This is a genomic window from Kitasatospora sp. NPDC058190 (genome assembly GCF_042883685.1).
Classification (GTDB): domain Bacteria; phylum Actinomycetota; class Actinomycetes; order Streptomycetales; family Streptomycetaceae; genus Kitasatospora.
Window position 1 is genome coordinate 1 of record NZ_JBHVVI010000050.1, and the last position, 24,300, is coordinate 24,300.

Below are 24,300 nucleotides of genomic sequence, written 5' to 3' on the forward strand. Positions count from 1 at the left end.
GGAGCGGACGGCCCGTCAGGTCGTGGCGGGTCGGTCAGGGCACGAGGTCGGACGGTGTCCGCCAGCTCACCAGGCGGGCCCCGTCCGGTGGGAGGTCCACGATCTCCTGTCCGAAGACCCGGTTGATCGAGCTGCCCCCGTTCAGCGAGATGTCGGCGCCGTAGACGTGCAGGGAGACCGCGCGTCCGGTGCCGCCGTTGGACACCCGGTGGATGTCCTCGTCCGGCGGCACCAGGAGCTGCACCCGGCCGGGAGAGCAGGTGGTCCGGCCGGACGGCACCAGCACTCGGCGACCGGAGCGGGGCAGCCGCCACAGCCGGTACGCCTCGTCCACCTCGATGCCCTCCACCACACCGGCCACGCACCAGGCGATGTGGTCGTGGATCGGGGTGGACTGCCCGGGCAGCCAGGTCAGGGCCACCACGGAGTGCGTCCGTCCGGCATGCAGCAGCCGCTGCGAGTAGCCGTCGGTGTCACCGGCGCACAGGTCCTCGGGGACGATCAGCCCGGCGCGCAGGTACTTGCGCAGGGTGTCCGCGGTGAGCTGGGCGGTCAGGACGTCCGCGGCGGCGTAGCGCGCGAGGTCGGAGAGGAACTCGTCGAGGTTGGATCCCGGTTCCACGCTCTACCGCCCCACCCCGGTGAGCGCGCGGACCTCGAGCTCGGCGAAGCCGCGCCCCTCCGCGTCCTCGTCCCGGCGGCGGCCGCCGACCAGGGAACCGAGGACCGCGGCCGCGAACCCGATCGGGATCGAGACGACCCCGGGGTTCTGCAGCGGGATCGGTGCGGTGGTGGTGCAGGAGATCAGCGCCGTGGCGTTGCCGACCTGGTTGTCGGACGCCTTCACCCCGCAGTCCTTCGCCTGGGCGGCCGTCAGCTTCACGGCGTGGACCGTGCTGCTCGCACCGCCCCAGCAGATCGGGGAGAGCAGGACCAGGCCGATCGAGCTGACCAGGCCCGCGTAGATGCCGCACTTGGCGCCGAAGGTGGTGAAGCGCTTCCAGAACAGGGTCAGCAGGATCGCCGGCAGGTTGGCCGAGGCCGCGATGGCGAAGGCCAGGGCCACCAGGAACGCCACGTTGAGGTCCCTGGCGAAGATCGACAGGGCGACCGCGACCGCGCCGATGACCACGGCGGCGATCTTCGCCGTGACCAGCTCCTGCCGCTCCGTGGCCCTGCCCTTGCGGATGACGCTGGCGTACAGGTCATGGGCGAACGACGACGACGAGGTCAGGGTGAGCCCGGCGACGACCGCGAGGATGGTGGCGAACGCCACCGCCGCGACGAAGGCGAGCATCAGGGAGCCGCCGGTGGTGCCCGCGCCACCGCCGAGGTGCTCGGCCAGCAGGGTGGCGGCGGTGTTGCCGGACGGGTCCTTCTCCTTGATCGTCGCCGTGCCGACCAGCGCGGCCGCGCCGAAGCCGAGCACCAGGGTCATCAGGTAGAAGACCCCGATGATGCCGATCGCCCAGTTCACGGACTTGCGCGCGTCGCGGCCGGTCGGGACGGTGTAGAAGCGGACCAGCACGTGCGGCAGCGCCGCGGTGCCCAGCACCAGCGCGACGCCGAGGCTGACCAGGTCGAGCTTCGACCAGCCGTCGGTGGCCCCGTACTTCAGGCCGGGCTGCAGGAAGGCGTCGCCCTTCTTGGACGCCGAGGCGGCGTCCCCGAGCAGGTGACTGATGTCGAACCCGTACTTCGCCAGCACCCACAGGGTCATCGTGGCCGCGCCGGCGATCAGCAGCACCGCCTTGACGATCTGCACCCAGGTGGTGCCCTTCATCCCGCCGACCACGACGTAGACGATCATCAGGGCGCCCACCCCGATGATGGTCCAGATCTGCGCGGAGGCGCCCTTGACGTCGAGCAGCTGCCCCACGATCGTCGCCGCGCCGACCATCTGCGCGATCAGGTAGAAGATCGACACCACGATGGTCGACACGCCCGCGGCGGTCCGCATCGGCCCGCTGCGCAGCCGCGCGGCCAGCACGTCGGCCATGGTGAACCGCCCGGTGTTGCGCAGCAGTTCGGCGACCATCAGCAGCGCGACCAGCCAGGCGACCAGGAAGCCGATCGAGTAGAGGAAGCCGTCGTACCCGGAGAGCGCGATGATCCCGGCGATGCCGAGGAAGGAGGCCGCGGACAGGTAGTCGCCCGAGATCGCGATCCCGTTCTGCAGCGCGGAGAACTGGCCGCCGCCGGTGTAGAAGCCGCCGGTGCCCCGGGTGCTCCGCCGTGCCCAGAGGGTGATGACGAGCGTCACCGCCACCAGGGCGACGAACAGGCCGACGGTCAGGCCCTTGTTCGATGTCGACTGCGCCGCTGCCGCGGCGAGCGGAAGGTGATGTGTCATGCCTGATTCTCCGTCAGTTCCTGGTCGCCGCCGTGACCGACCGGGGCCGGGGCGATCGGATGGGACGCCGCCGCGCTTCGCAGGGCCTCGGCCAGCGGGTCCAGCCGCCGAGCGGCGAACCGGCCGTAGGCCAGGGCGATGCCGAAGGTCGAGACGAACTGCAGCAGTCCGAAGACCAGGGCCACGTTGACGCTACCGACGACCTTGGTCGCCATGAAGCCGCGGGCATAGGCGGAGCAGAGGACGTACGCCAGGAACCAGAGCAGGAACGCCGCCGTCACCGGGAACACGAACCTGCGGTAGGCGGCGCGCAACTCGGTGAATCGCGGATCGTCGCCGATCCAGGGTGTGTCACCGCGCGACGACGCGGCCGGGTCGATCATGGGAATCCTTCTGAGCGGTGCGGAACTTGCCGATGGCCCCGACCGTAGGAGTGCCCGGTAGACAAGCGGTCAACGCGCGGTCGGCGACGGTACCGGCCCGCTCAACGGACTCTCGTCAGCCGTGGATCCGCTCCGTCCAGGACTCGGGACCGGTTCGGGCCGGGCGTGGCGCCCGGCTCGAACCGGTCCTGGACCCGACGGGTCGTCAGCCGGGGGTGACGGCGTTCCAGGTCAGTTCACGCTGGTGACCGTGGCGCCAGCCGCGGGTGTGGACCGGGTCGGTGCGGGGGCTTTCGAAGCCGTCCTTCGCGTCGACGTTCTGCCCGCTGTCCCAGAAGGACTGCAGTGCGTACGCCCCCCAGCTCTCCCGTCCGCCCCATGACCACAGCTCGCCGTTCGGCCCCAGGCTCGAGGTCCCGGAGTCCTCCATCACCACGACGCCCTCGTTGCCGCCGGCGTAGGCCATGATCTGGTCCTTCTCGGGGTTGTACAGGGTGAACTGGGTGGAGGGGCCGATCTGCTTCCACAGGCAGTACCGGTCCGGGTTGGCGGTGTCGACCTTCTTCAGCCAGACCCATTGGTCGGTGGGGCTGGCGCACAGCGCGTAGCCGGCGTACGTGCCACTCATGATCATCACCTTGGACTGGGCCTGCGGGGCGGCCGAGGCCGATGCCGCAGGTATCACCGTGAGAAGGGCGGCGGCGATTCCGGCGGCGGCGAGACCGCTCCGGAGACGGCGTCGATTGCGAGTGGTCGACGTGGATCGCGTCATACGAAGAGACTCCTTGTCCGGGAATTCCGGTGTGATTCCGGTGCGATTCCGATGTAAGGGATGGATTTCGGTCGGCCCGTTTCCTGAATCCGGGCAGAGGGGCCGCAGCCGTGCCCACCCGTACGTCGCGCGTCCTTGTGCGCGAAGGGGCTGCGGCGCGCTTTCAGCCGCCCCAGGTCACGTCGCCCGGCGACGGGGGCGCGGCAGGGGCCGCGCCGCCGAACGGGGCCGCGTCGGCGACAGCCGCGCCGACGCGGTGGTTGGTGTCCTGCCAGGCCACGGCAACGGCTCCACCATCGACTGCGAAGGCGAGCGCAGCGGTGGTCGAGGCGACTTTCGTGACCGTCATCGTTTCCTCCTGGCAGTACGGCTGCTGTCTCCCGGCGCCCGTTTCGTGAGCCGGTCCGGCGGCCGCGGCAGGAATTCCGGTTGTTTCCTTTCCCGGGCCTCCCCGGTTTCCCGGAGGGTTCTTCCCTGCCGCTTCCGCCGTTGCCATGACTGTGGCGGATCCTCAGGACGGGTGGAACGGGTTCGGGCTGGACGGACTATGCAGTGGCATAAGTGGGCCAGGAGGGTCGGCGAAGCCCGGCGGATCGGGGGCGGGGCTCGTCCACTCCCGGCCCCAGGGGCCGGGCACGAGCACCGCGCCGCATCCCACGATGCTGACCCCTCGTAGCGCGGGGTGCTCGGCGACGGCCCGCCGGCAGACCTCCGAGGCGCTGAGCTCGGCTTCGGCCAGGCTGGCCGCGGCCACGAACAGGCCGACCACCGGGCCCGACACGTGGTCGCGATGGACGACGACGTGCTCGACCCGCTCGGCGGGGCGGGCGAAGGACGCGAACACACGGGCGGCGTCGGGCGGCAGCAGCGCACCGTCGGCCGGGCCCAGGCGTGCGTGGATGAGATACATGTCCCGATCGTCAAAGGGCCGTGTGAGTATCACCACCGAGCCGCGATGACCGGTTTATGACACCGCATGAACCGTCCAGCTGACGCGCCCGCGTCAATCCCATACACTCCGTGCCCACAAGCCGTACACACGGTCAGCAAGTATCCGATCGCCATCCCGACGGAAGGGGAGTCCGTGCTGGAGGTCCTGGGCCTGGACGTCGACGCGGAACGCGTCTACCGAGCCATGCTCGCCTGCCCGGAGGGCACGGTCGCCGACTTCGTCGCCCGCACGGGCCTGACCGACCCGGACACCCGCGCCGCCCTCGACCGGCTCAGCGCGATGGCTCTGATCCATCCCTCGCAGACCGAGGGCGCGGGGTTCCGCGCGATCGGGCCGGAGAGCGCGATGGAGCTCCTCCTCGCGCGCCAGCAGGCCGAACTGGCCGCCCACCAGGTGCGCATCGAGGCCTCGCGCGCGGCAGCCGCCCAGCTGATCGCGGAGTGCTCGGCGCTGCGGCCCGCCCCGGCGGGCAACCACGTCGAGCAACTGGTCGGCGCGGACGCGATCCGCGAGCGTCTCGCCCGCCTGGCCGACGGGGTCAGGCACGAGATCAGCACCTTCGCCCCCGGCGGCGCCCACACCGAGGACGACCTGCACGCCAGTCGCGAACCCAACGCCCGCCTGCTGCAACGCAAAGTGCGGATGCGGACGGTCTACCTCGACAGCATCCGCAACCACCAGCCCACCGTCGACCACGTCGCGTGGCTCGGCGAACTGGGCGGGCAGGTCCGCACCGTCCCCACCCTTCCCATCCGCATGATCATCGCGGACCGCACTCACGCGGTCCTGCCCCTGGACACCGACGACGCCCGCGCCGGCGCCGTCGTCCTGACCGGCGCCGGCACCGTCACCGCCTTGAGCGCGCTGTTCGAAAGCATCTGGACCGACGCGACTCCGCTCGGCGCCCCGTCCGCCGTCCCGCCCGATCAGATGACCCCCCAGGAGCGGGCCGCACTGGAACTGCTGACACACGGACACACCGACGAGTCGATCGCCAAACGACTCGGCGTCTCCCCGCGAACCGCCCGCCGCATCGCCGCCGACCTGCTGGACCGGCTGGACGCCCGCAGCCGCTTCCAAGCGGGCGTCCACGCCGTTCAGGACGGCTGGCTCCCCGCCAGCCGGTAGTGGACGGCCCGCGGCGATGCCGCGGGAGCCCGGCCCGCTCGGCCCCGAGGAGGGACGCGCGCGGACCCGACCGGCCCGTCCCCGCCCGAGTCTTATGTCAACACCATTGACGTTGACGCTGGACCCACGGTCGGATGGGGCATCCGGAGGCCCCGCCCCTCCCCGCACCCAAGGAGAGCCACCCGCCATGGCCGACCCCGTCCGCGCACTCCAGGACGCCCAGCCCGTCCCGTTCTGGCTCGACGACCCCGGTCGACCCGCGGCCGCGTCCGCGGTGGTCGGGGACCTCCGCTGCGACCTGCTCGTCGTGGGCGGCGGCTACAGCGGGCTGTGGACCGCGCTCATCGCCAAGGAGCGCGACCCCTCGCTCGACGTCGTCCTCGTCGAGGCACAGGAGATCGGCTGGGCCGCCTCCGGTCGCAACGGCGGATTCTGCGAGGCCAGCCTCACCCACGGCCTCGCCAACGGGCATCAGCGCTGGCCCGGCGAACTCGCCACCCTGGAGCGACTCGGCGCCGCCAACCTCCAGGCCATGGAGGACACCGTCAAGCGTTACGGCATCGACTGCGACTGGGAGCGCACCGGCTCCCTCGTCGTCGCCACCGAGAGCTACCAGGTCGACGGCCTGCACGAGTTCGCCGACCTCGCCGCCCGCCACGGAAGCCGCCTCGACTTCCTCGACCGCGAGGCCGCCCGCGCCGAGATCGACTCCCCCACCTTCCTCGGCGCCCTCTGGGACCGAGAAGGCGTCGCCATGCTCAACCCCGCCCGCCTCGCCTGGGGCCTCAAGCGGGCCTGCCTCGACCAGGGCGTGCGGATCCACGAGCACACCCGGGCAACCGGCCTGACCTCCTCCCCGCACGGCATCACCGTCCGCACGCCGTACGGCCGGATCGGCGCGCGCCGGGTCGCGCTCGCCACCAACGCGTTCCCCTCCCTGCTGCGCCGCCACCGCCCCTACACCGTGCCGGTCTACGACTACGCGCTGATGACCGAGCCGCTGACGGAGGAACAGCTCGCCTCCGTCGGCTGGCGCAACCGCCAGGGCTTCGCCGACAGCGCCAACCACTTCCACTACGTCCGGCTCTCCGCCGACAACCGCATCCTGTTCGGCGGCTACGACGTCGTCCACCAGTACCGCAGCCGGGTACGGGCGGAACGCGACCAGCGTCCGGAGACCTTCGCCACCCTCGCCCGGCACTTCTTCCGGACCTTCCCCCAGCTGGAGGGTGTGCGGTTCAGCCACGCCTGGGGCGGCGCGATCGACACCTGTACCCGGTTCAGCGCCTTCTTCGACCTCTCCCACGACGGCCGGGTCGCCTACGCCGCCGGATTCACCGGCCTGGGCGTCGGCGCCACCCGCTTCGGCGCCGAGGTCGTGCTCGACCTCCTGAACGGCGCCCGCACCGAGCGCACCGCCCTGGAACTGGTCCGCCGCAAGCCGCTGCCCTTCCCACCCGAGCCCGCCCGCTCGATCGGCATCGGCATCACCCAATGGGCCCTCACCCGCGCCGACGCCGACGCCGGGCGGCGCAACCTGTGGCTGCGCACGCTCGACCGCTTCGGCCTGGGCTTCGACAGTTGACGCCCAGCCCCGTCACAGGTCACCGCGTGGAAGGGTTCGCCATCCCGCAGGCCCGGCGGCCGTCCCATGCCCGAAGGGGCGGCCACACGGCGCGGAGGGCCTCGTGGTCGTTCCGCCCGATCGGGTCGAGGCCGGTTCCGTCGTGGCGATGAGTTTCCGGGCGCGCGCGGGTCTATCCCTTGACGGAGACAACCGACTCACGGGAGTACGCCATGGGCCTCATCCACATCGAGCTGTTCGCGACCCTCGACCTCGTCGGGCAGGCGCCCGGCGGCCCCGACGAGGACCCGGTGGGGTTCCCGTTCGGCGGCTGGCAGGCGCCCCTGGTGGACGAGGTCGCCGGGGCGCAGGTCGCCGCCGCGTACGAGGACACGGACGCCCTCCTGCTCGGCCGACGCACGTACGACATCTTCGGCGCCTACTGGCCGCACCAGGAAGGCGGCCAGGACAACGCGATCGCCACCCTCTTCAACCGCGTCCCGAAGTACGTGGCCTCCCGCGGCAGGCCCGACCTCTCCTGGGCCGGATCCACGCAGCTCGGCCCGGACCTGGCCGCCGCGGTGCGCGAGATCCGTGACCGGCACGAGCACGTGAAGGTCGTCGGAAGCCTGAACCTCGTACAGACCCTCCTGCGCGAGAGGCTCTTCGACCGCCTCGACCTCTGGCTGCACCCGATCGTGCTCGGCGTCGGGAAGAAGGTGTTCGACAGCGGCGCCGTGCCCACCAGCCTCGCCCTCCTCCAGCCCCCGGCTGCCGGCCCGAAGGGCACCGTGTACCTGCGCTACGGGATCGCCGACGGCACGCCCGCGACGGGCGACATGACCGCACCCGACCGCGGTACCGGAAGCGACGGCTGAACCATCCGTCATGCACCTGCCCGGCCGGCACTCCGATGTACCTGTAGCGCCGGACACCGTCATACCGGGGTACTACAGCGGGACTTGGCACCCCGGTATGACGGTTTCAGCCCCTCCCTGCCCGTACCGTCGCCCGTGTTGAAGGCGAACACGGAAGCGAACGAGGGGGAACGGCGATGAGCAGGCGAGGACGGGCCGTGGCGGCGGTGCTGCTGGCGGCGACGGCGACGTTGGGCGTGGTCGGCGCACCGGGCGACGCGGTGGCGGCGCCGGGGCGGGGCACCGAGCAGCAGGCCAGGGCCTGGCTGCCGCAGCCCACCGGGCCGTACCCGGTCGGCACGACGTCCCTGCAGCTCACCGACGACCGCCGGGACGACCCGTGGAAGCCCGGGCAGCACCGCAAGCTGATGATCAGCTTCTGGTACCCGACCACCCGGCCCGCCACCGGCAACGACCGCGCGCCGTACATGCTCCCCGCCGCAGCCGACCACTTCGGCAGCGCCGACGGCGTCACCCAGAGCCAGAACCACTTCGAGCCCGGCCGCACCGACTGGGCAGGCATCCGCACTCACGCCCGCACCGACGCGCCCGCCCTGCCCGGCGGCAAACGACCCGTCGTGCTGTACTCGGCGGGCTTCGGCGACCCGCGCACCTGGGGCACCGCCCTGGTGGAGGACCTCGCCTCGCGCGGCTACGTCGTCGTCACCGTCGACCACACCTACGACGCCTCCGAGGTCGCATTCCCCGACGGGGACCTCGCCGCCTCCGTCCTCCCCGCGCTGTTTGCCCAGCCCGGCCTCGACATGGACGCCCTCCTGCGCAAGATGCTGCAGACCCGGGTCGACGACACCCGCTTCGTCCTGGACCAACTCGCCGGGCTGCGCCACGACGCGCAGCTGCCGGCCGGCCTCGCCGCCTCCCTCGACCTCGACCGGATCGGCATGGTCGGCCACTCCGGGGGCGGCTCCACGGCCCTGCAGACCATGCACGACGATCCGCGCCTCAAGGCCGGCGTCAACCTCGACGGCCAGCTGCACTTCGGCACCGGGGTCCACCCTCCCCTGACCACCGTCGCCGAGGACGGCCTGACCCGGCCCTTCCTGCTCATGGGCACCCAGGAGTCCGACTCCGGCAGCTACCACCGGCAGCCCGGCTGGGACGCCCTGTGGCAGCACAGCACCGGCTGGCACGCCGACGTGACCCTCACCGGCTCCCGCCATGGCTCCTACACCGACGCCCAGTCCCTGCTGCCCCAGCTGGCCCGGCAGGGCGCGATCAGCCCGGAGAGGCTGGCCGAGGACGTCGGCGACGTCCGGCCCGACCGCGCCGAGCTGGCCACCCGCAGCTACGTCGCGTCGTTCCTCGACCGCTGGCTGCGCGGCCACGACGACCATCTCCTGGACGGCCCGTCGCCGAGCTTCCCCGAGATGGTCTACGAGCGGTGACGCGCAACCGGAGCCGTGTGTGACACGCGTGACGGGGGCCGGTCCGGCGGACCCGGAGATCTCCCGGTTCGCCGGTCCGGCTTCCGCAACGCTCGTGGAGCCGGACCGGTTGTCCGACGGGCCCGGACGAGCGCCCGTTCAGCGCGTGGCGGCCTTCTCCCGGGCGCGGCGGACGTCGTACGCGAAGAACCGCCGGACCGCGTGGCCGAGTTCGTCCGGGCCGGAGAAGCCCCGGCGGGCCGTTTCGACCTCCGGCGAGGTGCCGGGCCGGCGCCAGTGGCGCAGGAAGAGCCTGGCGCACATCGCCGGCGGCGGGACGACGAGGCGGTGGCGGGCCTCCTCGGCGGCCGCGTCCGCGCGGGCGACCAGGTCGCACCATTCGTCCCAGCGTTCGTCCGCGCGCAGCCGGGCCAGGGCCGTCGGCCGCCAGTCGACCGACTGCCACACCGGCCAGACCCGCACCATGAGGAGCCGGTTCCGGTCCGCGGCGGTGAGCCCGTCCGCTTCCGATTCCGTGAACCAGCGGGTGAGCGCCGGTGGCAGCGGCGCGTGGTCGTCGAGTCCCAGCCGGGCCCGCGCGTAGGCCTCGGTGGTCGTGCCCTCGGCGTGGGCGAGGTCGTCGAGCAGAGCGCTGAGGACCTCCTCGTGCAGCCCCGGGTAGTCGTCCTCGAACAGCCGGACCGCGTCCAGGACGTCGAGGTCGGACATCCACCGGCCGGGGGCGTGCTCGCGCCGGGTCCGGCGGGCCAGGGCCTGGGTGCGGCTGATCCCGGTGACGGGCACCTCCGTGGCGGCCGGGCCGGGTGCCGTGGTGCCACCGCTGCGGATGGCGCGCAGTGCCGACACCGCGTCATTGCGTTTGAGGTCCCAGACGCCCGAGCCGATCATCTCCTCCAGCGTCCACAGCGCGTCGTGGTCCTCCTCCCCCACAGCCCGTTCGAGGTCCTTCCAGCCCCGGTGGGTGAACGGCAGGGCCTTGGCGGCCGCCACGATCCGCCGCCCGGCCGCCTCGGGAACGAGGTCCGTCTCGGCGCCCTCCCGGCAGCCGTGGCGGAGGTTCACCAGCGCCACGGTCTGCGCCGGGTACCCGACCGCGGCGGGCCCGTGCAGGACGCCCACCTCGTCGTCCCCGTCGATCTCGCCGGAGGCGTACATCTCGTAGACGGTGCCGATGCCCCGCATGCCGCACGGGGCAAGTTCGGCGGCCCGCAGCGCGCCCATGCTCGCGGCGCCGAGGACGTGGGCGCCCTCGGTGATCACCTGGAGGATCTCCTTGTGGCCGACGGACCGGCGTTCGCGGAAGTAGCCGTCGATGATGACGGCGACGTCGCCCGGGCTCCAGTGGTCCGCGAGGAGGTCGCCGCGCCCGGCGGGCGGGCGCACCTCGGCGTCCGGGAGCACCGCGTGGACCTCGGCCGCAGACAGCGTCGGCCCGGTGTAGACCACCACCCTGGATGCGCTCACTACAACACCTCCGGACAGACGCGGCTTCCGGGCGCCACGACCTTGACGACGGGGACCCCGATCTCCTCCCGGGTCAGGTCGACCAGGAGGGGCGGGTTGGAGAAGGCTTCGGCCGCCCGCTGGACGACGTACCGGAGGTCGTCGACCAGGCCGTCGCGCTCCACGGGCTGGTCGATCAGGTCGCCGAGGTCGGCGGCCGGGCCCCGGTCGCGGCTCAGCCGGCCGACGTCCACCTGGTCGAAGTCGTCCTGGAGGTCGTCCCTGGCTCCGGAGATGTACGCGAGCCGGGCCTGCGCCGCTTCGGTGACGGCGCGGGTCAGCGCGATCGAGGGGTTGACGTGGCAGCCGAAGCCGAACATCGCGGCCGGGTAGTCGTGGCAGGCCACCCAGGAGAGGAAGCAGGGCAGGCCGGTGGGCGACGGCACCAGGCGGACCTCCAGGGTGACGCCGGCGCGTTCGATCAGCGTGCACAGTTCCTCGGCCACCGCCGACCCGGACGTCCTCGGGTCGACGCGCACGCCCAACTCGCCGCCCGCCTTCACGGCCGCCGTCATCGCGTCCCGCTCGATCACCTCGCAGAGCGCGTGGAGCGCTGCCTCCACCAGGGTGTTCCCGCTGGCCAGGCCGTTGGTCGACTCGAAGAAGGCGGGCGGGTTCCAGCCCGCGTGCTCCACCAGGGTGAGCCGCACGACGTCCACGGGGACGAGGGTGGGCACGCCGTCGACCAGCGATCTGGCCGCCGTCCACTCCAGGGGCAGGCCGTCGTGCAGCACGCTCGGGTCCGAGGGCGCCAGCGCGGCGACGTCGTAGCCCAGTTCCCTGCCGACGTCACGGGGAGCGGCCGTCAGGACGGAGTCCACGGGCTGCTCGACGTGCCAGGTCTCGACGGACTCCATCACCGCCGACAGCCGAGCCAGCTCGGCCGTCACCCCTTTGCCCTGGGACACGGCGAGGGTGCGGGACAGCGGCCGGATGGCCTGGAAGGTCGGGATGCCGATGGTGTCGAGCCGGGTGATGTCGGCGATCCGGGTGACGCCCACCTGCTCCGCCGCCCGGCGTGCCATCTCCCACGTGGCCTCCGGAGGCCGGGCCCGGTTCGTCCCCGGCAGCCTGAGTACCGCCCGGTCCTGCTGCGAGGCCGCCCAGTACGGGGACGGGTCGTCGGTCCGCGCGATGGCGGCGGCTGCGTCGTCGTTCTGCACGGTGATGGGACTCCCTGCGGGTCAGAGGTTCTGGGTACGGCGCAGCAGCGCCCGGCCGGCGACGGCGTTGGCGACGAGGGCGACGGCGGCCAGCACCACCAGTGCGGGCCAGGCCTTCCCGAAGCCGAAGATCGCGGCGTCGCGCATCCCGTTGACCGAGTACGTCACCGGGTTCACCGTGGAGATCCAGCGGAGCACCACGGGGAGCTGCTGCGTGGTGGACAGCGACGGGGCGGAGAACACCAGGACCGGGACGGACACGCTGGTGAGCACCATGAAGGTGCGGTAGTCGCTGATCAGGATCGCCGCCGCCAGGTAGAGCCCGTTGAAGGCCACCGAGGACAGCACCAGCGCCACCAGCAGCCAGGTCCACTGAGCGACGCCGAACGGGTAGTCGAAGAGGATCGCGGCGACGACCAGGGCCAGCAGGCTCTGCGCCAGCACCAGCGTGACCCCGGCGAGCAGTTTGCCGGCCAGGAAGCGCGACCGGCGCAGCGGCCAGCTCCACAGCTGGGTCGACACGCCGCTCATCTCCTCCTGGAACATCGCCATGCCGGTCGTCCCGGAGGCGCTGACCACCGACATCGCGAGCACCATGGGCAGGAGGAAGACCGAGAACGGGAGCCGGTCGCCGCGGTAGGTGATGTCCCCGACGACGTTGCCGAGCGAGGTGTTGACCAGCAGCAGGTAGACGAGCATCGGGGTCAGGCCGAGGACGAGGTTCACCCGGTTGCGGGCGAGGAGCGCGTACTCGCGGTAGAACACCGCGGTGAAGTCGGCCGTCCTCCTCGTCGCGACCGGTGCGGTGTTCTCGAATACGGGCACGGTCACGGTGTCAGCCCTCGCTCCCGGTCATGCGCAGGAACACCTGCTCCAGTGAGTCTGTGACGGTGGAGACTCCCGAGACGGCCACTCCGGAGTCCTGGCAGTGTCTGGACAGTGGCGGCAGCACGTCCCGGACCTGCGCGTTCTCGATGCGCACCTCGGTGTCGTCGACGGCGGCGGTGAGCCCGGCCGCGTCGGCCCACTCCTTGACGACCTTCGCGCCGACCGCGTCGTCCACCTTCACCAGCACGTGCGCGGCGCCGAACTCCCGGACGAGCTCGCTCGGTTCGGCGAAGCGGACGACCTTGCCCCGGTTGACGACCAGGACGCGCTGGGCGTTGCGCTCCAGCTCCTCGATGATGTGGCTGGTCCAGATCACGGTCATGCCGTTCTCCTCGCGCAGCCACCGCACGAAGCGCTCGATCTGGTGCCGGCCGGCCACGTCCAGCCCGGCGGAGGGCTCGTCGAGGATCAGGAGTGCCGGGATGGTCAGCAACGCCCGTACGAGTTGCAGGCGTTGGCGCTGGCCGCCGGACAGCTGGAAGACGAGCTGCGAGAGCGCGTCCTTCAGACCGAGGAACTCGGCCACCTCCAGCGCCCAGGGCCGGGCGGCGCGCCAGGACAGGCCCCGGAAGCGGGCGGCGATCTGCAGGTTGTCCAGCGCCGAGAGCATCTCGTCGTACGGGGTGGACTGGTGCATCGCGCCGATGCCGCTCTTGGCGGCGACCGGGTCGCGGGTCGGGTCCGCGCCGAAGACCCGGATCTTCCCGGTGGTGGGAGGGGTGACGCCGCAGATCATCTTCATCAGGGTCGTCTTTCCGGCACCGTTGGGGCCCAGCAGCCCGATGGTCTCGCCCTCGGCGATGTCGAACGATATACCGTCGACGGCCGGTGTCGTTTTCCCCCGGTAACGCTTGGTCAGTTCTTCGGCGTGCACCACAGCATTCGCCACGATCCCTCCCTTCGCATTCCTCACATCGCGCTCGATCTCTTCCGGATCTCTTGTCGATCTCTTTCGAGCGGGTCGGCCGAGGTGTTCCCGGTGGACCCTACGCCGATCGGAGCGCACGCAACCGGCCGCTGCGGAAGCTGCCTTGGAGCTGCCGCCGATCTGCCGCGGCGCGCCCGAGCCGAGTGGCTAGCATTCCTGGCGTGAGCCGTTCAGGACATGCGGGGAACCACGACGGAAAGGCCGCCGTGGTGCTGGTGAATTGCGCGGGCGGCCGCGAATTGGAGATCGTGCGCGAGATATTGACGGGGCCGCTGAAAACGCCGACGATACTGATCCGGCAGGCCGACCTCCACTCGACGCCCATGGCGCTCGACGTGGACACCGGCCTGCTGGACGTCGCCGGTCAGCGGGTCAGGCCGGCGGTCGTCTGGGTCCGTCACGCGGCGGCCTGCGCGCTCGTGGCGCAGGCCGAGCCGGCGGGCTCGGTGACGCCGCTGCAGGCGGCGGCCTGGTCCGGGTTCCTCCAGCAGGTGGCGTCGACGGCGACCACCGCCCTGCCCGGCAGCACCCTCGTCGGGCCGGGTCAGCTGGCGCAGGCCCGGCGGCTGGGCGTGCGGACTCCCCGCACGGTCGTCACCAACCACGTCCCGACGGGCACGCGCGGGCTGGGCACGCCGCGTGTGATCGTCAAGACCCAGGACTTCCGGTTGTTCGAGCCGGATCGGCGGAACTGGTCGAGGTGGCTGCCGTCGGTCATCGGTCCGGACCCGGTGCCGGGGAGTCATCCGGTCGCCGACGATCCGCTCGTCGGTCATCCGGACGTCGGTCATCCGGTCGTCGTCCAGGAGTACCTGGGCGGCGCCCGGGAGCTGCGGGTGTACCACCTCGGCGGCGGGATCTGCGCTTTCGAGGTCGACAAGCCGGATCCGTCGAGCCTGATGACGGACCCCGGCAGCGTCACGGTGCGCCGGGTCTCGTGCCCGCCGGCCGCCGCCGACGCGGTGCGCGCCCTGTGCGCCGCGTGGAACCTGCGCTACGGGGCGTTCGACCTGCTCGTCCCCGACACCGGGGAGCCGGTGTTCCTGGAGGCCAATCCGGACGGCGACTGGCTCTGGTTCGAACGCAGGGCGCGTTGGCACGGCGTCTCGTTCATGGCCGCCGTGATGGTCCGCGAGTTGTTCCTACGGACGTCGTGAGGAGACCGCACCGATGACGGCGATACAGGGTGTCGAGGTCTCCGCCCGGGACCTGCTGCTGGTGGCCATGCTGGCGCGGGGGCACACAACCGACCGCGTGGCCCGCGAGCTGCGGCTGAGCAGGCACACCGTGGGTGAGGAGATCAGCGTCCTGCTCGGGCGGTTCAACTGCCGCAACCGGGCGGAGCTGGTGGCCTACTGCTACGTCCACCGACTGCTGCCGATCGGCATCTGGCCGCCGCCGTGCGGCCCTCGTGAAAGGGATGTGTGAAGGGGATGGGTGCCATGTTCGATCCGCTGACCAGCCTGCGCGAAGCGGGGCTCCCGGTCGACCAGTTGAGCGCCGCGCAGCGCGAGGTGCTGGCCGGACTGACCGAGGAGGAGACGGCCGTCGTCGCATCGGTCCAACGCCGGCTCGCCCTGGCGGAGGCCGAGCCGGACGCCGAGGTGTGGGCCCACGACCTGAAGCTGCTCTGACCCCCGTCCACGACGATCCCCTGTCCACGACCCGCATCGACCCGCATCGCCGACCTCGCACCACGACCGAGCCCTGGCGGAGGACCACGCATGAGTCGCAGGTTGGTGGTCGTGCTCTTCCTCGACCTCGTCGGCTGGACCCGGCTCGCCGAGCACGTCGATCCGGAGCCGTTGCAGCAGCTCCTCGAGCAGTACTACGAGATCTGCTGCACCACGGTGGAGGAACACGGCGGAACGGTGGAGAAGTTCATCGGCGACGCCGTCATGGCGGTCTTCGGCGCGGACACCTCGCGGGAGGACGACGCGCTGCGGGCGCTGCGCACGGCCGTGCTGATCCGCACCGGGGTCGGCCGGCTGCGCGCACCGGCCGCCGACGTCGTACCGGTGGAGATCCACTGCGGAATCGCCGCCGGTGAGGCCCTGGTGACGCGCTCGGCCCGGGCCGGCCTGCGGATCGTCGGCGACGTGGTCAACCTCGCCGCGCGCCTGCAGTCCTCGGCGGTCGCCGGCGAGATCATCGTCAACGAGACCGTCGCCCAACTGGCGGGCCCGCACTACGCGATGGACCCGGTACCGCCGTTGACGCTGAAGGGCAAGGCCGAACCCGTCGCCGCGCTGTGCGTGACCGGCGAGGCCGCCGTCGACGGGATCGGCGACGAGCCGCGCATGGTGGACCGCCGCACCGAACGCCGTCGGCTGCGCCGGATCTACCACCGGGTGGCCGGGGACCGGAGACCGGCGGTGGTGTCGGTGCTGGGGCCGGCCGGCATCGGCAAGACGCGCCTGGTCAGGGAGACCGTCGAGGGGCTCGTCGCGGCCGGAGCCGGGCCGGTCGCCGTGTTCGGCAACTGTCCGTCCTACGGGGCGAAGGGCACGTACGCGGCCCTCGTCGACGTCCTGGACGGGTTGGAGCGACAGGTACCCGCCTGCGCCGAGTTGCTGCGGACCGACCAGCGCGTCGCCGGGGTGCTCGCCGGCCTGCGCGAGACCTCGCCCGCCCGCCCCGCCACCGCCGGACCGGGCCCGGGGGTGGAGGAGGTGTCCTGGGCCGCGCGCGAGCTGCTCGCCGCCGCCGCGGCCACCCGCCCGCTCGTCGTGGTGTGGGACGACCTGGAGTGGGCGGGGCCCTCGTTCCTGCAGTTCATCGCCGAACTGACCGGCGCCCTGCGGGACATCCCGCTGCTGACGCTCTGCGTGGCCCGGCCGGAGTTCGACGGGCCGGACGGGCCCCGGCTCGACGGCGACGAGGTGATCGACCTCGGCGCGCTGGACCCGGCCGACAGCGCCCGGCTGGTGGCCTCGCTGGCCTCGGGCCGCGGCCCCGGTGAGGTGCAGCCGCACGACCTCGGCCTGGCCGACCGGGTCGCCCTGTACAGCGCGGGCAATCCGCGGTTCATCCGGCTGATGGTGGAGTGGCTGGGCACCGGCCGGACGGTGGACGAGGTGCCGCCGACCATCACCGCCATGGTGGGCGCGATGATCGACCGGCTCCCACCGCCCGCCCGGCGGCTGCTGGGCGCGGCCGCGGTGATCGGTCCCACGTTCACCCTGGAGCAACTCGCCCTGCTGGACGAGACGGCGCTGGAGGGAACGGTACCGGAGGGGACGACGCCGGACGAGACGGCGCCGGCCGCGACCGCCGACGCACTGGCGCGGCAGCAGCTGTTCCGCGCCACCGCGGACGAGGGCGGCTACCGCTTCATCCAGCAGCCGGTCCACGAAGTGGCGTACGGACGGCTGGAGAAGCAGCAGCGCATCGCGTGGCACCGGCGCCTGGCCGAGCGCGGCTTCAGCCCCGGCTTCCACTTCGAGGCCGCCGCACACCTGCTCGGCGGGCTGCGCCCGGACGACTCGGAGCTGCCGCAACTGGCCCGGCGGGCGGCCGAGGCGCTGCTCGCCGAGGGGACGGCGGCGCTGCGGCAGCGTGACCTGCCGAGCGCGATCGAACTGCTGGAGCGCGCGCTGGTGCTGGCGGGACGGGGGCCGGGCCGGTGGCGGCAGGTCGCGGCGATCCGTCTCAGCGACGCCCTGATGCTCGCGGGGCACTCCGGGCGCGCGGTGGAGGTGGTCGCGGACGGCCTGCGGCACGGTCCCGACGACCCCGGGCGACGGCTCTACCTGGTGCAGCGTTCCCTGCTGGCGGCGCGCCTGGGCACGGTCACCGAGGTGGCCGTCGAGGAGCTGCGGGCCGAACTCGACGGCTACACAGGCGACACAGGTGCCCCCGGCGACACCGACGGCACGAACGACCCCGACGCCACGGACGCCCCCGGCGACACAGCCGACCGGTTCGCCTGGTGCCGGTTCGAGCAACTGCGGATGCTGCTCCACCTGGCACGCGGCCGGTTCGGGGCCGCCGAGAAGGCGGCGAGCGCCGCGCTGGAGCACGCCCGGGCCGCCGGTGACGCGTACGAGGAGGACCGGCTCCTGGTCGCCCTGTGCGAGGTCCGGCAGTGGTCGCCGACCCCGGTGCCCAGCAAACTGGCGGGCTGCGCCGAGCTCGTGGAGCGCTTCGCCGCCGACCGGTTCCTGCTCCTGCCCGCGCTGGCCGCGCGGGCCCGTTGCCTGGCGCTGACCGGCGACGACGCCGGCGCCCGCGTGGCGCTGGCCGAGGCCGGGTCCGTCGTCGACCAGCTCCGGCTGACCATGGGAGGCGTCCTGGTCGACCAGGTGACCGGGCTGGCCTGTTCGCTGCGCGGTGACCACGCCCGGGCCGAACGGCACTTCCGCCACGCGGCCGAGGCCCTGGAGGCGGCCGGCTACGTGTCGGTCCCACTGGGCATGCGGGTGCAGGCGGCCCGTGAGTGCGCCCGGCGGGGCCGCCTGGACGAGGCCGGCGATCGGATCGCCGAACTCCTCGACCGGCGCGAGGAGATGGACGTCCGGGGGCGGATCCTGTGCCTCTCGGCGGCGGTGCTGATCGCCGCCGGGCGCGGCCGCGCCGATCCGCTGCTCGCCGAGGTCCCGGCCCTGCTCGACGGCGTCGACGACCCGTGCCTGCGCGGCGAGGTCTGCTTCGACCTGGCCCGCGCGGCCCGGCTGCTCGGCGACGACGCCGGGGCCCGCGCCATGGCCGTGGCGGCCGTCGACAGTTACACCGCCGTCGGTGCGACCCAACCTCTGGAAACGGTGCGGGCATGGATGTGAACGGCGCGCCCTGGCGGCGTGAACGGCCGCGGCACTTCTCCGGCATGCCCGCCTGGAGCATGCCGTCCGACGGTGACCTCGGCGAGCCCCTGCCGACCAGCCTGTTCGACGGGATCGACTCCCGGTGGGCCTGGGCGGGCGCGAGCGGTGAGGGCGTCCGGGTCTGCGTGCTGGACAGCGGAGTGGACGCCACCCATCCGCTGGTCGGGTCGGTCGAGCGGGCGTGGCAGGTGGTGACGGCCGAGGGCCGGGCGCCGCGGGTGGCCGAGTGCGAGCCGAACGACGACGCCGGGCACGGCACCGCGTGCGCGGGGATCATCCGCGCGATCGCGCCGCGGGTCTCGCTCAGTTCGCTGAAGGTCCTCGGCGACGGGAGGTCCGGCAGCGCCGCCGCGCTGGTCGCCGGGCTCGCCTTCGCGATCGAGGAGGGGTTCGACGTGATCAGCATGAGCCTGTCGACGAGCAGGCTGGAGTTCCGCGGCCGACTCAGCGAACTGTGCGACCGCGCCTACTTCCGCCGCACGACGATCGTGGCGGCGGCGCACAACCTGCCGATCGAGAGCTTCCCGTGGAACTTCGCCTCGGTGATCTCGGTCGCCAGCCATGCCGAGCCGGACAGCATGCGGTTCTACTACAACTCCGCGCCGCCGGTGGAGTTCCGCGCCCGAGGGGTGCGCGTCCCGGTGGCACGGCCGGGCGGCGGCACCGTCCGCAGTACCGGCAACAGCTTCGCCGCGCCGCACATCGCCGGGATCGCGGCCCTCGTACTGAGCAAACACCCCTGGCTCACGCCGTTCCAACTCAAGACCGTGCTGTACCACTGCGCCGCAAACCTATCGGCCCCAGGAGGCGGAGATTGACTTCCTCCCCGTCCTAAAGGGACGGGGATTCCCCTCAGCCTCGCGGCTGAGCCGCTGCGCGTGAGCGCGGCGGTGGGACGACTTCCTGCTTCACCGACGACCGCCCGCCCGGAGTGCTCCGTTGAGGTCTTACACCGTCTCCACAGGCTGTAACCGCCAGCCCGGCGGCCAGGATGTTGATAGCTGCGTTCACGTCCCGGTCGTGAGTCGCCCCGCAGTCGCACGTCCACTCGCGGACGTTGAGCGGCATCTTCCTTCGCAGGCTGCCGCAGGCCGAGCACAGCTTAGACGAGGGGAACCAGCGGTCCACGACCACCAGATCCCGCCCGTACCAGTCGGCCTTGTACTCCAGCATGGACCGCATCTCGGTCCAGCTCGCGTCCGAGATGGCTCGGGCGAGCGTGTGGTTCCCGACCATGTTGCGCACGGTCAGGTCCTCGATCACGAGCGTTTGGTTTTCGCGCACGAGTCGAGTGGTGAGCTTGTGCAGGAAGTCACTGCGCCGGTCGGTGATCCGGGCATGGATCTTCGCGACCTTGATGCGGGCCTTCGCTCGGTTGTTGCTTCCCTTGGCCTTACGAGACAGCTCCCGCTGAGCCTTGACGAGGTGTTCCCGGTCCTTGCGCTCATGCCTCGGGTTGGCGATCTTCTCGCCGGTGGAGAGCGTCACCAGGCTGGTGATACCGACATCGATCCCGACCGCCACATTCACCGGCTCGGGCATGGTCGGCCGGTCGTCGCACAACATCGAGACGAACCAGCGACCCGCTGCGTCGTGGCTGACGGTCACCGTGGACGGTACCGCACCTTCGGGCAGCGGGCGCGACCAGACGATAGCCAGCGGCTCAGCCATCTTCGCCAAGGTCAGCTCGCCGTCACGGAAGCGGAATGCCGAGCTGGTGTACTCGGCCGAAGCGCGCGACTTGTGCTTGGACTTGAAGCGCGGGTACTTGGCGCGCTTGGCGAAGAAGTTGGTGAACGCCCACTGCAAGTGCCGCAGGCACTGCTGCATCGGGACGCTGGACACCTCGGTCAGGAAGGCCAGTGCCTCGGTCTTCTTCCAGGCCGTCAGCATCGCCGAGGTCTGGTTGTAGGTGATGCGCTCCTGGTGCAACGCCCACGCTTCCGTACGCGCCGCGAGCGCCATGTTGTAGACCTTCCGCACGCACCCGAACGTGCGCAACAGCTCAGCTGCCTGCGCGTCGGTCGGGTAAAAGCGGTACTTGAATGCCCGCTTCACGCGAGTGGCCTGCATAACTCACACCGTACCACCCCGGATTGTGAGTATGTGACAAGTAACTCTGCTCCCACCACGCCGCCTTGACGGCGATTCGGCTGCCCCTGACCCGCTGCGCGGGAAGTCCGTTTCCTTCCCCGGCTAAAGCCGGAGGTATCCACGGAGGTATCAGATGAAGCCCTTGCCACCCGATCCCGTCAGCGGGGCGACCGAACGTCAACTGCTGCAGTCGGTCGTGTCGGTGGCCCGTTACGTCTACGGCGCCGCCGCGTCCTCGGTCTTCATGGTGAGCCCCGACACCGGTGAGCTGGTCTTCGCGGCGGTCGCGGGCGAGGGCGAACAGGGCCTGGTCGGCAAGCGCTTCGAGCCCGGCACCGGCATCGCGGGCTGGGTGGCGGCCAGCGGCCAGCCGCTGATCACCGACAACGTGGCCGACAGCGACCGGTTCGCCCACGACGCCGCGGCTTCCACCGGGTACGTCCCCACCAGCATCCTGGCCGCCCCGCTGATCGCGGACGGCGAGTGCATCGGCGTGATCGAGGTGCTGGACCGCCACGTCCGGCCGACGAACGACCCCAGCCGCGAACTCGACGACATCGAGCTGCTGGGCCTGCTCGCCACCCAGGCCGCCCTGAGCCTCGCCCTGCTCCGGCGCGGCGAGCGGACGGTGGACGCCGCGCCGCGGCTGGGCGAGCTGGTGGCCCGGCTGTCGGACCACGCCGTCATGGACTCCTCCGACCCGCTGGCCGCCGCGCTGCTGGGCATCTCCCTGGAGCTGCTGGACCGGCGGGCCCAGCTGGCGCCGAACTCGGGGTGACGGCCCGCGGAGACGCACCGCAGACGCAGCACAGACGGATCGGCGACGCGGCGCAGACGGGCCGGCGACGCACCGGAGACGCGCACGGAACGGGCCTCGCCTACCGTCCTGGCCCATGGTGCACAGTACCGACACCGAAGCGCCGTTCCCCGAACTGCTCCGCCACAAGCGGGTCCAAGCCGGACTCACCCAGCGGACGCTCGCCGACCTGTCGACCATCAGCCCCCGAACGATCCGGGACCTCGAATCGGGCCGGGCCCACGCGCGGATGCAGACCGTCCGCCTGCTCGCGGACGCCCTGCGGCTGAACGGCCTGGCGCGCGACCTCTTCATCAGCTCGGGTTCGGGCGGCCGCTGCGGAGAGCCGGACGGAACCGACCCCGGCCTCGCCGCACCTCGGGCCGTCAACGCCCTGCTGGGGCGCGACACCGAGGTGCGGGCGATGGCGCAGGCCCTGGAGTCGGGCCATCGCCGCGTGGTCTCCGTCTCCGGGCTCCCCGGCGTGGGTAAGTCGAGGGTGGCCGCCGAGCTGGCCGCCCGGCTCGGCTCGCGCCGCGGCTGGCCGGTGCTGTGGATCGGGACGGGCCCACAGCCTCACGGCGCCGGCGGCACGGCGTTCGGCCCGTTGACGAAGTCGCTGCGTCTGCTGGTCGATTCGGGGGCGGCGGACGTCTCCGCGGTCTGCCGGCTGATCGGCCGCCACGAGGCGCTGCTGGTGCTCGACGGAGTCGCCGACACCGGGCCCCCGGCCGGGGTGGAGGAGCTGCTGGCGTACTGCCCCGGCATCCGGGTGGTCAGCACCTCCCGGACGCCCTGGCAGGTCGCGGGCGTCCAGGCAACGGTGCTCCCGCCGCTGGCCGTGCCGGGGGCGGAGCGGGACGCGACGGGGTCACCGGACGCGCTGGCCGGCGTGCCGTCGGTGCGGCTGTTGCTGGACCGGCTCTCGGAGGTCCGGCCGGGGTTCGTGCCCGGCCGCGCCGACGCGGACGCGCTGGCCCGGGTCTGCCGACGGCTGGACGGCCTGCCGGTCGCCTTGGAGGCCGCGGCCGGCCGGTTCGGGGTGCTGGGCCTGCGCCACCTGGCGGAGGAGCCCCTGCCGAGCTTGCTCGACCTTCCGGTCCCGGCCCGGTCCGCCGGTGCTCCCAGGACGATCGGCTGCCTGCTCGGGGGCGAGGTCGACCGTCTGGACGCCGCCCACCGCGCGATCCTGCTGGAGCTGGCGCGCTGCGACCGGGCGCCGACCGTACCCGAGGCCGCCGCGGCCCTGGACCTCCCGCGGAACGACCTCGTCGACGGCGTCGGCCAGTTGCTGGGCCGTGGGCTCGTCCGCGCCTCGCACGAGGAGTCGGGGACGCGCCTGCACCTGCCGAACCTGCTGCGGGCGCTGCTGCGGGCCCCCCGGAACCCTCGCGGGTCGCTGTGACCGGGGCCCTCGATCTGGATCCGAACGCCCCGGAGCACCGCGCCGACCCGTACCCGCTCCTGCACCGGATGCGCCAAATCGCGCCGGTCCACCGCCGGGTGGACCGGGTGAGCGGCCGGGCGTTCTGGTACCTGACCCGCTACGCGGACGTGCAGCGCGCCCTGCTCGACCCGGATCTCGGCCGTCAACTCACCCGGCTCCCCGCCGAGTTGGCCGCAGCCCACCGGCGGTGGGAATTCGATCCGCTGGCGATGGTGCGGCGCAACGTCTTCAACCTCGACCCCCCGGACCACACCCGGCTGCGCCGCCTGATCGCCCCCGCCTTCGGCGCCCGCACCGTGGCGGCGGTCCAGCGACGCGTCGAACAGGTCGTGGACGGGCTCCTGCCGGCAACCCGGGTCGCCGCCCGGGACACCGGGGACGTGGTCGACGTGATCGCGGAACTGGCCCTGCCGCTGCCGGTCGTGGTCGTCGCCGAACTGGTCGGCTTCCCGATCGACGACCTGGCCGCGCTGCGCCGGTGGAGCGACGAGATGCTCCGGACCAGGGACCCGGTCCGGGTGCGCCGCGCGGGATTCGAGTTCATCGCGTACGTCGAGGAGCGGATCGACGAACGGCGGCGCCGCCCGGGCGGGGACCTGCTCTCCCGGCTCGTCGCGGAGCAGGACGGCGGGGGGATCAGCCGGGCCGAGCTGGTCTCCACGGTGTTCCAACTGCTGCTCGCCGGCGACGAGACGACGGTCAACCTGATCGGCAACGCCGTACTGGAACTGCTGCGCCACCCCGACCAGTTGGCCCGGCTGCGGGAGCGGCCCGCGCTGCTGGACTCCGCGATCGAGGAGGTGATCCGCTTCAACGGCCCGGTGGGACACACGCGGCCGGTGTACGCGCTCACCGACGTGGAGATCGGCGGGGTGGTCGTCCCGCGCGGCGACACCGTGGTGCCCGTACTGCTGGCGGCCAACCGGGACCCGGCCGTCTTCGCCGAGCCGGACGCCTTCGACCTCACCCGCAGTCCGAACCGCCACCTCGGGTTCGGCCACGGCATCCACTTCTGCCTCGGCGCGGCCTTGGCCCGGCTCCAGGCCCGGGCCGCCGTCGGCGCCCTGGTGCAGCGCTTCCCCCGGCTGGCCCTGGCCGTCGACCCGGCCGAGCTGGACTGGACGCCGGAGCTGTTCCTGCACGGGGTGCGCCACCTGCCGGTATCACTGGGAAGGGAATGACA

23 protein-coding genes are annotated in these 24,300 nt (G+C 72.3%); 12 read left to right on the top strand and 11 right to left on the bottom strand.

What is annotated here, in order from left to right; translation table 11 throughout:
* Window positions 1–34: 34 nt before the first annotated feature.
* From ACFVWU_RS22640 to ACFVWU_RS22665, 6 genes are all read right to left on the bottom strand, one after another.
* Window positions 35–622, bottom strand: coding sequence for a cysteine dioxygenase (locus ACFVWU_RS22640; RefSeq protein ID WP_387623801.1), 588 nt, complete (start codon window positions 620–622; stop codon window positions 35–37).
* 3 nt (window positions 623–625) lie between these two features.
* Complete coding sequence (locus ACFVWU_RS22645) at window positions 626–2,353, bottom strand: cation acetate symporter (RefSeq protein ID WP_387623804.1); 1,728 nt, start codon at window positions 2,351–2,353, stop codon at window positions 626–628.
* Window positions 2,350–2,736, bottom strand: a complete 387-nt coding sequence (locus ACFVWU_RS22650; RefSeq protein WP_387623806.1) for a DUF485 domain-containing protein — start codon at window positions 2,734–2,736, stop codon at window positions 2,350–2,352. Before ACFVWU_RS22650 ends, ACFVWU_RS22645 begins: the two co-directional genes overlap by 4 nt.
* 205 nt (window positions 2,737–2,941) lie before the next feature.
* Entirely contained in the window at window positions 2,942–3,364 is a 423-nt protein-coding gene (locus ACFVWU_RS22655; RefSeq protein ID WP_387623809.1) for a hypothetical protein, read from the bottom strand.
* Window positions 3,365–3,671: 307 nt separating this feature from the next.
* The gene (locus ACFVWU_RS22660; protein ID WP_387623812.1) at window positions 3,672–3,857 is read right to left on the bottom strand and encodes a hypothetical protein; all 186 of its coding nucleotides are present in this window, start codon (window positions 3,855–3,857) and stop codon (window positions 3,672–3,674) included.
* A 162-nt stretch (window positions 3,858–4,019) separates the two neighbouring features.
* Window positions 4,020–4,418: a hypothetical protein gene (locus ACFVWU_RS22665; protein ID WP_387623815.1), complete on the bottom strand. Its 399-nt coding sequence runs from the start codon at window positions 4,416–4,418 to the stop codon at window positions 4,020–4,022.
* Between the two features lie 174 nt (window positions 4,419–4,592).
* Here ACFVWU_RS22665 and ACFVWU_RS22670 point away from each other — a divergent pair, with 174 nt between their 5' ends.
* The 4 genes from ACFVWU_RS22670 to ACFVWU_RS22685 all read left to right on the top strand — a co-directional run bounded on the left by ACFVWU_RS22670 (window position 4,593) and on the right by ACFVWU_RS22685 (window position 9,475).
* On the top strand, window positions 4,593–5,588 hold the full coding sequence (locus ACFVWU_RS22670; protein ID WP_387623818.1) for a LuxR C-terminal-related transcriptional regulator: 996 nt from the start codon (window positions 4,593–4,595) through the stop codon (window positions 5,586–5,588).
* Between the two features lie 187 nt (window positions 5,589–5,775).
* On the top strand, window positions 5,776–7,173 hold the full coding sequence (locus ACFVWU_RS22675) for an NAD(P)/FAD-dependent oxidoreductase (protein WP_387623820.1): 1,398 nt from the start codon (window positions 5,776–5,778) through the stop codon (window positions 7,171–7,173).
* A gap of 212 nt (window positions 7,174–7,385) precedes the next feature.
* Complete coding sequence (locus ACFVWU_RS22680) at window positions 7,386–8,030, top strand: dihydrofolate reductase family protein (protein WP_387623822.1); 645 nt, start codon at window positions 7,386–7,388, stop codon at window positions 8,028–8,030.
* Window positions 8,031–8,206: 176 nt separating this feature from the next.
* Window positions 8,207–9,475 (top strand): alpha/beta hydrolase family protein, encoded by a 1,269-nt coding sequence (locus ACFVWU_RS22685; protein ID WP_387623824.1) that lies wholly within the window; start codon window positions 8,207–8,209, stop codon window positions 9,473–9,475.
* Window positions 9,476–9,613: 138 nt separating this feature from the next.
* On the opposite strand, the gene ACFVWU_RS22690 is transcribed toward ACFVWU_RS22685, so the two are convergent.
* The 4 genes from ACFVWU_RS22690 to ACFVWU_RS22705 are packed head-to-tail and all read right to left on the bottom strand — an operon-like array spanning window position 9,614 to window position 13,918.
* Window positions 9,614–10,939 (bottom strand): TfuA-like protein, encoded by a 1,326-nt coding sequence (locus ACFVWU_RS22690; RefSeq protein ID WP_387623826.1) that lies wholly within the window; start codon window positions 10,937–10,939, stop codon window positions 9,614–9,616.
* A complete protein-coding gene (locus ACFVWU_RS22695) occupies window positions 10,939–12,141 on the bottom strand; it encodes a YcaO-like family protein (RefSeq protein WP_387623828.1) in 1,203 nt (400 codons plus the stop codon). Before ACFVWU_RS22695 ends, ACFVWU_RS22690 begins: the two co-directional genes overlap by 1 nt.
* A 21-nt stretch (window positions 12,142–12,162) precedes the next feature.
* Window positions 12,163–12,972 carry an ABC transporter permease gene (locus ACFVWU_RS22700; protein ID WP_387623831.1) on the bottom strand — a complete coding sequence of 270 codons (810 nt, stop codon included), beginning with the start codon at window positions 12,970–12,972 and terminating at the stop codon, window positions 12,163–12,165.
* Between the two features lie 4 nt (window positions 12,973–12,976).
* The gene (locus tag ACFVWU_RS22705; protein ID WP_387623833.1) at window positions 12,977–13,918 is read right to left on the bottom strand and encodes an ABC transporter ATP-binding protein; all 942 of its coding nucleotides are present in this window, start codon (window positions 13,916–13,918) and stop codon (window positions 12,977–12,979) included.
* Between the two features lie 50 nt (window positions 13,919–13,968).
* On the opposite strand from ACFVWU_RS22705, the gene ACFVWU_RS22710 reads away from it, so the two are divergent.
* The 5 genes from ACFVWU_RS22710 (at window position 13,969) to ACFVWU_RS22730 (ending at window position 19,598) form a co-directional block, all read left to right on the top strand.
* Entirely contained in the window at window positions 13,969–15,114 is a 1,146-nt protein-coding gene (locus ACFVWU_RS22710) for a hypothetical protein (RefSeq protein WP_387623835.1), read from the top strand.
* 13 nt (window positions 15,115–15,127) lie between these two features.
* The gene (locus ACFVWU_RS22715; RefSeq protein WP_387623837.1) at window positions 15,128–15,385 is read left to right on the top strand and encodes a LuxR C-terminal-related transcriptional regulator; all 258 of its coding nucleotides are present in this window, start codon (window positions 15,128–15,130) and stop codon (window positions 15,383–15,385) included.
* A 14-nt stretch (window positions 15,386–15,399) separates the two neighbouring features.
* Window positions 15,400–15,591 carry an aroma-sacti cluster domain-containing protein gene (locus ACFVWU_RS22720; protein WP_387623840.1) on the top strand — a complete coding sequence of 64 codons (192 nt, stop codon included), beginning with the start codon at window positions 15,400–15,402 and terminating at the stop codon, window positions 15,589–15,591.
* A gap of 90 nt (window positions 15,592–15,681) precedes the next feature.
* Entirely contained in the window at window positions 15,682–18,738 is a 3,057-nt protein-coding gene (locus tag ACFVWU_RS22725) for an AAA family ATPase (RefSeq protein ID WP_387623842.1), read from the top strand.
* Window positions 18,729–19,598 (top strand): S8 family serine peptidase, encoded by an 870-nt coding sequence (locus ACFVWU_RS22730; protein ID WP_387623845.1) that lies wholly within the window; start codon window positions 18,729–18,731, stop codon window positions 19,596–19,598. Before ACFVWU_RS22725 ends, ACFVWU_RS22730 begins: the two co-directional genes overlap by 10 nt.
* 34 nt (window positions 19,599–19,632) lie before the next feature.
* On the opposite strand, the gene ACFVWU_RS22735 is transcribed toward ACFVWU_RS22730, so the two are convergent.
* A complete protein-coding gene (locus tag ACFVWU_RS22735) occupies window positions 19,633–20,853 on the bottom strand; it encodes an RNA-guided endonuclease InsQ/TnpB family protein (RefSeq protein ID WP_387623847.1) in 1,221 nt (406 codons plus the stop codon).
* A gap of 154 nt (window positions 20,854–21,007) precedes the next feature.
* Between ACFVWU_RS22735 and ACFVWU_RS22740 the strand changes: the two genes are divergently transcribed.
* The 3 genes from ACFVWU_RS22740 (at window position 21,008) to ACFVWU_RS22750 (ending at window position 24,298) form a co-directional block, all read left to right on the top strand.
* The gene (locus tag ACFVWU_RS22740) at window positions 21,008–21,652 is read left to right on the top strand and encodes a GAF domain-containing protein (protein ID WP_387623850.1); all 645 of its coding nucleotides are present in this window, start codon (window positions 21,008–21,010) and stop codon (window positions 21,650–21,652) included.
* Window positions 21,653–21,767: 115 nt separating this feature from the next.
* Window positions 21,768–23,075 carry a helix-turn-helix domain-containing protein gene (locus ACFVWU_RS22745; RefSeq protein WP_387623852.1) on the top strand — a complete coding sequence of 436 codons (1,308 nt, stop codon included), beginning with the start codon at window positions 21,768–21,770 and terminating at the stop codon, window positions 23,073–23,075.
* Window positions 23,072–24,298: a cytochrome P450 gene (locus ACFVWU_RS22750; protein WP_387623855.1), complete on the top strand. Its 1,227-nt coding sequence runs from the start codon at window positions 23,072–23,074 to the stop codon at window positions 24,296–24,298. The genes ACFVWU_RS22745 and ACFVWU_RS22750 overlap by 4 nt, the downstream gene beginning before the upstream one ends.
* The last annotated feature ends 2 nt before the right edge of the window (window positions 24,299–24,300 follow it).

Coding starts and splice junctions, on each gene's coding strand:
- ACFVWU_RS22645 (WP_387623804.1), bottom strand. CDS start 2,353: ATGACACATCACCTTCCGCTCGCCGCGGCAGCGGCGCAGTCGACATCG.
- ACFVWU_RS22650 (WP_387623806.1), bottom strand. CDS start 2,736: ATGATCGACCCGGCCGCGTCGTCGCGCGGTGACACACCCTGGATCGGC.
- ACFVWU_RS22655 (WP_387623809.1), bottom strand. CDS start 3,364: ATGAGTGGCACGTACGCCGGCTACGCGCTGTGCGCCAGCCCCACCGAC.
- ACFVWU_RS22660 (WP_387623812.1), bottom strand. CDS start 3,857: ATGACGGTCACGAAAGTCGCCTCGACCACCGCTGCGCTCGCCTTCGCA.
- ACFVWU_RS22665 (WP_387623815.1), bottom strand. CDS start 4,418: ATGTATCTCATCCACGCACGCCTGGGCCCGGCCGACGGTGCGCTGCTG.
- ACFVWU_RS22675 (WP_387623820.1), top strand. CDS start 5,776: ATGGCCGACCCCGTCCGCGCACTCCAGGACGCCCAGCCCGTCCCGTTC.
- ACFVWU_RS22680 (WP_387623822.1), top strand. CDS start 7,386: ATGGGCCTCATCCACATCGAGCTGTTCGCGACCCTCGACCTCGTCGGG.
- ACFVWU_RS22685 (WP_387623824.1), top strand. CDS start 8,207: ATGAGCAGGCGAGGACGGGCCGTGGCGGCGGTGCTGCTGGCGGCGACG.
- ACFVWU_RS22715 (WP_387623837.1), top strand. CDS start 15,128: ATGACGGCGATACAGGGTGTCGAGGTCTCCGCCCGGGACCTGCTGCTG.
- ACFVWU_RS22720 (WP_387623840.1), top strand. CDS start 15,400: ATGTTCGATCCGCTGACCAGCCTGCGCGAAGCGGGGCTCCCGGTCGAC.
- ACFVWU_RS22725 (WP_387623842.1), top strand. CDS start 15,682: ATGAGTCGCAGGTTGGTGGTCGTGCTCTTCCTCGACCTCGTCGGCTGG.
- ACFVWU_RS22730 (WP_387623845.1), top strand. CDS start 18,729: ATGGATGTGAACGGCGCGCCCTGGCGGCGTGAACGGCCGCGGCACTTC.
- ACFVWU_RS22735 (WP_387623847.1), bottom strand. CDS start 20,853: ATGCAGGCCACTCGCGTGAAGCGGGCATTCAAGTACCGCTTTTACCCG.
- ACFVWU_RS22740 (WP_387623850.1), top strand. CDS start 21,008: ATGAAGCCCTTGCCACCCGATCCCGTCAGCGGGGCGACCGAACGTCAA.
- ACFVWU_RS22745 (WP_387623852.1), top strand. CDS start 21,768: ATGGTGCACAGTACCGACACCGAAGCGCCGTTCCCCGAACTGCTCCGC.